Origin of the sequence: Algoriphagus marincola DSM 16067 (assembly GCF_000429405.1) — a bacterium.
Taxonomy (GTDB): Bacteria; Bacteroidota; Bacteroidia; order Cytophagales; family Cyclobacteriaceae; genus Algoriphagus; species Algoriphagus marincola.
Genome location: NZ_KE386901.1, coordinates 57,588 through 64,330 on the forward strand (window position 1 = coordinate 57,588; position 6,743 = coordinate 64,330).

Annotated in this window: 7 protein-coding genes and 1 pseudogene; 1 reads left to right on the forward strand and 7 read right to left on the reverse strand. The window is 38.8% G+C overall.

Annotation, left to right across the window (positions count from 1 at the left end; all coding sequences use genetic code 11):
- Positions 1-16 precede the first annotated feature (16 nt).
- The 5 genes and pseudogenes from G457_RS0120740 to G457_RS0120765 all read right to left on the reverse strand — a co-directional run bounded on the left by G457_RS0120740 (position 17) and on the right by G457_RS0120765 (position 4,297).
- A complete protein-coding gene (locus tag G457_RS0120740) occupies positions 17-364 on the reverse strand; it encodes a DUF6984 family protein (protein WP_026948161.1) in 348 nt (115 codons plus the stop codon).
- Positions 365-526: 162 nt separating this feature from the next.
- Positions 527-1,090 (reverse strand): annotated as a pseudogene (locus G457_RS0120745) (RHS repeat domain-containing protein); the annotation flags it as partial.
- A gap of 470 nt (positions 1,091-1,560) precedes the next feature.
- The gene (locus G457_RS0120755) at positions 1,561-2,271 is read right to left on the reverse strand and encodes a hypothetical protein (RefSeq protein WP_155847216.1); all 711 of its coding nucleotides are present in this window, start codon (positions 2,269-2,271) and stop codon (positions 1,561-1,563) included.
- A 161-nt stretch (positions 2,272-2,432) separates the two neighbouring features.
- Positions 2,433-2,846, reverse strand: a complete 414-nt coding sequence (locus G457_RS0120760) for a hypothetical protein (RefSeq protein ID WP_026948165.1) — start codon at positions 2,844-2,846, stop codon at positions 2,433-2,435.
- Between the two features lie 44 nt (positions 2,847-2,890).
- Positions 2,891-4,297, reverse strand: a complete 1,407-nt coding sequence (locus G457_RS0120765; RefSeq protein WP_026948166.1) for an RHS repeat domain-containing protein — start codon at positions 4,295-4,297, stop codon at positions 2,891-2,893.
- 210 nt (positions 4,298-4,507) lie between these two features.
- Here G457_RS0120765 and G457_RS22105 point away from each other — a divergent pair, with 210 nt between their 5' ends.
- Positions 4,508-4,789, forward strand: coding sequence for a helix-turn-helix domain-containing protein (locus G457_RS22105; protein WP_081701496.1), 282 nt, complete (start codon positions 4,508-4,510; stop codon positions 4,787-4,789).
- 33 nt (positions 4,790-4,822) lie between these two features.
- Here the strand turns inward: G457_RS22105 and G457_RS0120775 are convergent, their stop codons facing one another.
- Positions 4,823-5,245 carry a hypothetical protein gene (locus G457_RS0120775; protein ID WP_155847217.1) on the reverse strand — a complete coding sequence of 141 codons (423 nt, stop codon included), beginning with the start codon at positions 5,243-5,245 and terminating at the stop codon, positions 4,823-4,825.
- A gap of 1 nt (position 5,246) precedes the next feature.
- Positions 5,247-6,743: RHS repeat domain-containing protein (locus tag G457_RS0120780; protein ID WP_211230249.1), on the reverse strand; the 1,497-nt coding region annotated here is incomplete at its 5' end.

The window sequence follows — 6,743 nt, forward strand, 5'->3', positions numbered from 1 at the left end:
TTTTTCCAAGGACCTTCTATTCAAATTGTTTTAACGTATTTGGGATACCAATTAAAGGAGAAAAGTCTGTCTTCCAAATATCTAATTCAAACAGCCTGCCTGCATCATCTATATTTAAAGAAGCAATCACTTCTGTTCCATCTTCATCAGAAAATTGACATTCACTGACTTGTTTTCCCATTAAACGGTCGTCATCAACTGACACTCCTTCAGGTAACAATAACAAGCTTCCCATACCTTCATCATTTAAAGGTTTAACCAATAGATTAGCATTCCAATTGGATGGGAATTTTACTGTGGCTTTTTGAATTAAAAATTCAAGAAGCCTCCTTTCATCCTGTGACGGTTCTCTACTTGACTCCATGTATTCTACCAATATTTATCGTTCCATCTTTGAGTTTAAAAGCTGTATATTGAATTCGTTTTCCTGCGACCTCAATTACTTGATTAAAGGGCTTACCTGCAACTATTTTAGATGATACTCCTCTGAAATGAGTTTCTACGGCTGATTTTACAACTGCCCTATCTAACCCAAGGCATCTGTATGTCTAAATGCATGACTAACTTGATTTGGCCCTTTACCAAATTGAACTGTAAGCTTTCTACCCGTATTAGCAGCAATTCCACCTGAAAATCGGGCTTGATAAGCACTTCTTACATATTTCGTTAATTGAAACAACGGTGGAACAGGAAATGCAATTACTTCGGGATAAACTGGATTTGCTGCCCCTCTTGACATTGGTCTTCCCATGGCATTCAAGACCTCACTGCCACTACCACATCCTCCCCAATAGCCATTTATCCGAATGCCATTGGAACTATTTCCATCTAATCTTTCAGCTGTTACAACAACTTCCGGCAATTCTGCACACCTTTCACACTCTTCAACAGATTTTGCCTCACTCTTTTCTCTTTCATTCCCATTCCCTTTATCAAGATAAGCAAGGTAATCTTCGGCTACCATCCCATCCGGATCGATAAATCGCATCGGATTGTTAAAGGCATAGTTGTATGGGGAATGTCGTCGCATCTGCTCCGCCAACGGATCCACCACAAACCACCTGCCAATCGCAGGATCGTACATCCTTGCCCTGCGGTCATAATTTACTCAAACAACTTCCTTATTTTGCCTTCAAGGGATTCATTTCGCGGTTCGTTGGATATTTTACCTACATTTTCTTTAAATATTCTTTCACGATTGAAATGCCCTACAATAAATACAACAATAAATGAAAAAATAATGTAGGCAACAATTAAAAAGCCTCGTTTATTATCTTTTTTGAAGCAATAATTCAAAAACGTCCTTTCTCTGACAAAAAAATAATGATTGATACACCCAACAGTAACCATAAACAAAACCATAATTAATTTATTTGTAACTATCGGTAACAAGCCAAAATAATTCAAAAGAAAATATATTGTAATTAAATTGAAACACAATATTGTCGTACTTACAGCAGTAGCACTAAACAGAGCTTGTGAATCAGTTTCTTTATTCTTGTCTTTATACAGCCTGTATATTCTGAATAAAAGGTAATAATATGCCTTCATCTCTTAAAATTAACGCTCTCCTGGTTTTTCAAACAATGTATTGCCTGTTGAATATTCATATAAGAATTTTCCTCCAAAATAAATCAAGCTGACTGGTGTTCCCCAACCGGTAAATCCAATACCTCCCATAATTAAATCAATCGAAGCTTCAGTACCTGAAATTTGGCCAGTACCATATTGCAATAGTGTTACCCCCATTCCTAAACCACCCACAACTTTTCCTGCGACAGCATATTTAGAAGCCGCATTGGCTGCCGCTCCTTGGCTGTTGCTTAAACCTTGTACGCCTCTAACATATTTTCCGTTTTCTCTCTGTTTTAAGAGGTCTGTAGTTCTAATATTGCCTTTTGCATCAACCCAATATTTGCTGTTGCTTATGGTTTTTTCTAACCCATAATAAGCTATTCCTCCTGCTGTTAATGCATTTCCGAGACGGCCCCAATCGTAACTTTCTCCACTCTGACCAATACCTCCCATATCCCCAAATCCTCCTGCTCCAAATAAATTGGGCGCTCCTCCAAAATGGCTTCTACCAGTTACTCTCCCTGTTTCCTTGACATAACTTTCAGTATAGCCCCCAAACACAGATCCTTTTTCTCCCCACTGAAATGTCACTACGTCGGTAACGACTGTACTAGATTCATATGATCCTGAAAAGGATATCGACCCTGTTGAATTTCTGGAATCTTGTGTCGAATATCCATCCGAATACTCAAACATCCCCGTCGGATCAGTGTATTTCATCGGAGTTATAATACAGCAGCAAATTACAAATTTGTCAGAATATATAGGCGTAGTTTTTCCCATCAATTGTCGCAGACTGCGCCTAGTCAACCTCTATTTTCAAATTCATCCAACAACTACTCTCAGTCAGGGACAATCTATATTTCAGCTTCTAGTAAGCTCTTTAATTTATTTTCAGCGTCTTTACTAACTAAATTAAATGGGATAATGATTATAATATAGCTCATTATTATCATGACCATAGGCATAATCTTCAACCAGGCAGCAATTGGTTCAAACATTATTAATAAGAAGATAAATAAAAGAGCAAATATGAAAATTAAATAAAAAATTAATACAGACTCTGAAAGAGAAAATCGAAGTTTCAATTTCGTATTTTTTTCAATTTGACTATATTTACCAACGACTTTTACCAACGTCATATTTGAATAAATACTATTTTTGTAGGCAACAAAGCCATTCTTTTCTAAATAACCGTAAAATTTATTTGAAAATAATCTGCTCCCGGTAGACTGGTTTACTAGTTTAGTTAATCTTAATTCAATATCCATATAAGAAAGCTTTGAATTATAATACTTAGAATATTTAGGAAATATTACCATGAGTACAATTTATTAGATCTAATGTTTTGATAAGAACCGCTATATCTTAGTGGTAAAACACTAAAAGAAAATCCAGCTGAATACCAGTGATTTGTTAATGAAGTGCCACGCGTAAAATTAAGACTACTTATTCCTACTGATATTTGAGAAGCATTTCCCTGCAAATCACCTATTGTAAGATTATGGCCATTGAATCGCCTAATATCGGAATATCCTATATGCAAATTTACTCCAAAGGAAAGATCATATCCATAAACTCTCCCATGTTCAAATGTAAGTAATCCACCATTCTCAACACCGGAAATTTCACTTGCAGAGAATCCTATTCCATAACCAAAATCATGAAAGGCAAATGCAACAGAAAAATCAATTCCTACATAAACTGGAATAAAATTGAGAGGATCTGGATATCTTTTTGGGCCATTAAACCCAATACTTCCATAAGTACTATACGCAAGACTTTGAGAATACCACCTATCTGCTGCCCTCCCTAGGACACCGGGAAACGATCTCGGAGCAGTAACAGTAAACTCCTCAAGGTTAATATTGATACATTCAGGACAATTATCCTTTTTACCTCCTTGAGTCGCTGATCCCCCTGCATCGGTAATGCCTCCTGCTCCTTTAGCTTTCTTTTCATCATCCTGCTTTCTACCATCAGTACCATGGATATTCCCATTTTCATCTACATCCACATATCCATCATAGGTCATTCCCCCATTCGGTTCGATGGGTGCCATCCCATCCGGATCGATAAATCTCAATGGATTGTTGAAGGCATAATTGAATGGGGAATGTCTTCGCATCTGCTCCGCCAAAGGATCCACCACAAACCACCTACCAATCGCCGGATCATACATCCTCGCCCCGTAGTCAAATAAGTTCACTCCCAAGTGGCCGTTTGCCTCTTTTCCGTTGTATAAATACGGATTAATTTTGATTCCACCATACTGATACCCCAATCCTGACAATTCCACACCCCAAGGATCGTAGTGCGTTTCTTGCACGATGAGAGGACCGGTGCTTTGGATGCGGAATTGATCGAACCACACATTCTCACTGGTTTCGTTGACAAGAAATGTTTCAATATATCCGTCTTTGGGAATTGCAATTTTCTTTATCAATTCCTCGTGCTTGTTTCGTGCTTTCTTACTCAGGACGATTTTACCTTGTTCGTATAACACCGAATCCGCATCATACAAGGCATAGCCCATGTACGCCTCTGGAGCGGGCTTTTGTTGGAGTTCGGTAATCACTAAAGCAATTACGTTTGCGATAGCTATTTCATTGGGAGCAGCAGCCAGATTTTGTCCGTATTCACCAAGTGTACGGATGATTTTCTGATCCAGTCCTGTTCGTGCAAAAGACGCTGGACTGAGTCGGATTTTCTTGGGATCCACGTATTTTCCAAATACCCAAGCTCCACACTGTCACCTTCCTGTACTTCCTGAGATCGGGAAGGGCCTAAGATTCTTCCCTTGTCTGCATTTAGCCAAAAAAGAGAAAATTACAATTTTGAATTTTAGGAAAGAGTATTTGCAAATTACGCCTAGTCCTAACCATATTTCTTCTACACTCAGAGGGAGGAAAAAGGCCTCTCACAACAGAAGCTGGCCAATGAATTAAGCACCTCTCATTCTGTAATTGTCCGCTATGAACGGGATGAGATGACCCCTTCCATTGAAGTGGCCAAAAAGATGGCTTCTTTACTGGATACTACTGTCGGATACCTTCTTGGTGAGACTGAACAAACCAATCTTCTTAAAGACCCTTCCATGCTGCAAAGGTTAAATCAAATAAGTAGCTTATCTGATAATGACAAACATTGTATCCTTTATACTATTGATGGACTGTTACAAAATGTAAGAACTAAACAGGCTTTTGCTAAATGAAAAAAGCCCCTGATTAATCAGAGGCTTTGTGCTTTATTTCAAATAGCATAACCCTTTCAGGTCGTCTGTATAGTACAAGTCATTTATGCCCTTTTTAGGCTCAATACAAATCTCAGTATCTTCATCATATGAATAACATTCAACATCGAGGTAGTTAACAGGCTTGAGCTTAACACCATTAATTTCAGGAGTATTATCTCTTCTTGACTTAAGCTCAAGGTCATAATATTTTCCTACTACTATTTTTTTACAATCATCATTTATTGTATTCGGTTTGCCTACAACTATTTTGTAAAGACTATCCTGTTTCTCTGCATATATAATATACCAAGAGTTTTTAGTCTTTATTTTTTTTATGCGGTACTTTGAATCGATATTTCCGTCCTGAGTGAACCCTTTTGAACTTGAACAAGAAAAAATCATAAACAGCAAATATGTATAAACAAGTAGTTTCATATTACTTTAATTCCTGAATTACAACCTTACTGCCTTTTTTATCCTTAACGTACCAATCTGCACCCTTTACCCCAGACGGATAACCACCTCCCGGCAACATCTGCATTTCTTTTCCAGAAGCATTATATATTCTTTCGAAAACCTGCCCTGATTGTCTGGTTGCTTTACTATGTGCTCTTGGGTATACTGAACCTGCCTGATTCGCTGCTGGGGATGATACCCCCTTCTTTTGTGAGATTAATGCACCTTGATAAGCCTCTGTAACTTCGTGTAACATATCAGCCCCTGGCTTACCGTGAGCAGTACTCATTTTCCCTAAAACATTTGGATTCACTTCTTGCTCGGCAACAACTGTATTACCTCCTTCTCCTGTTGTTACTGTATTACCAGAAAAAGCACCTCCAATATACAAATCACCCGATTGGGTTGTTGTAGTATTCTCTGCATTCACATTTACAACAATTGAGCTATTGTCTATTGCATTTGCAAGCTGTTGAGCATCTTTAGAAAGTTTACCATCACCACTTTGGGTATAAGTAACTTTACCGTTTGCATCCATTGATAGGTTAAGTTGTCCTTGTACTGAGGCTTGCAATTCATTAAATGCTGCTTGACTTTCCGAACCTTTAATAATTACATCCCAAGGCGCACGACCATCAGGGTCTATGTACCTAATAGGATTGTTCATAGTGAAGTTGTACGGACTCCAAGATGGAAACTGTTCTGCCAACGGGTCAACATGAAGCCACCTTCCAATAGCAGGATCATACATTCTAGCCCCATAATCGTATAGCTGTGTTTCTGGCTGGATTTCTTTGCCGTTGTACAGATACCTATTCGTATGATTATTATAGCTATAATCCAATCCTGCGATGGTCATACCAAAGGGATAGTAGGCATTTTCCTGGACGATGATCGGACTTGTACTTTGCACTTTTAGATTATCAAAAAAGATATTCTGAGCTGTTTCGTTGACCACAAAGGTTTCAAGATATCCATTCTTCTTGACCTTGAGTGTCTGTCGTAGTTGCTCATGCTCATTGGCGGCGGCATTGCTGACCAAGACCTTGCCCCGATCATATAGCACACTGTCCTGATCATATAGCGCATACATCAGGTAACTTTCTGGGGTCTTTTTGCATTCAATCTCTGCCAATAGCAATCGGGTAAATTCATAGATCAAAAAGGGATTGATCTCAGGAGAAAAGTTAAGGTTTTGTACCCCTTCCAGCAAGCGGTCTTTCCATAATTTTTCCGAACCGCTTCTAACCAAGGCCGATGGATGCAACAATCCTTTCGGCTTTCTGTCAAATATCACATCCACTTCAAGCGTCAGACTATCTCCTTCCTGTACTTCCTGGGACCTCGATGGGCCCAACAGTCTACCTCTATCTGCATTCAGCCAGGCTACTTGATTCCCCCCGGGGGTATTATTATGGCGGTGGTCCAAAATCCTTGTTTCAGGAAGCTGGTCAAAAAGCTGTTCTTCCTCCTGAGC

Excerpts from the sequence above, each read along its gene's own strand:
- G457_RS0120755 (WP_155847216.1), bottom strand. The coding sequence starts at position 2,271 with ATGTTTGAGTATTCGGATGGATATTCGACACAAGATTCCAGAAATTCA.
- G457_RS0120775 (WP_155847217.1), bottom strand. The coding sequence starts at position 5,245 with ATGAAACTACTTGTTTATACATATTTGCTGTTTATGATTTTTTCTTGT.
- G457_RS0120740 (WP_026948161.1), bottom strand. The coding sequence starts at position 364 with ATGGAGTCAAGTAGAGAACCGTCACAGGATGAAAGGAGGCTTCTTGAA.
- G457_RS0120760 (WP_026948165.1), bottom strand. The coding sequence starts at position 2,846 with ATGGATATTGAATTAAGATTAACTAAACTAGTAAACCAGTCTACCGGG.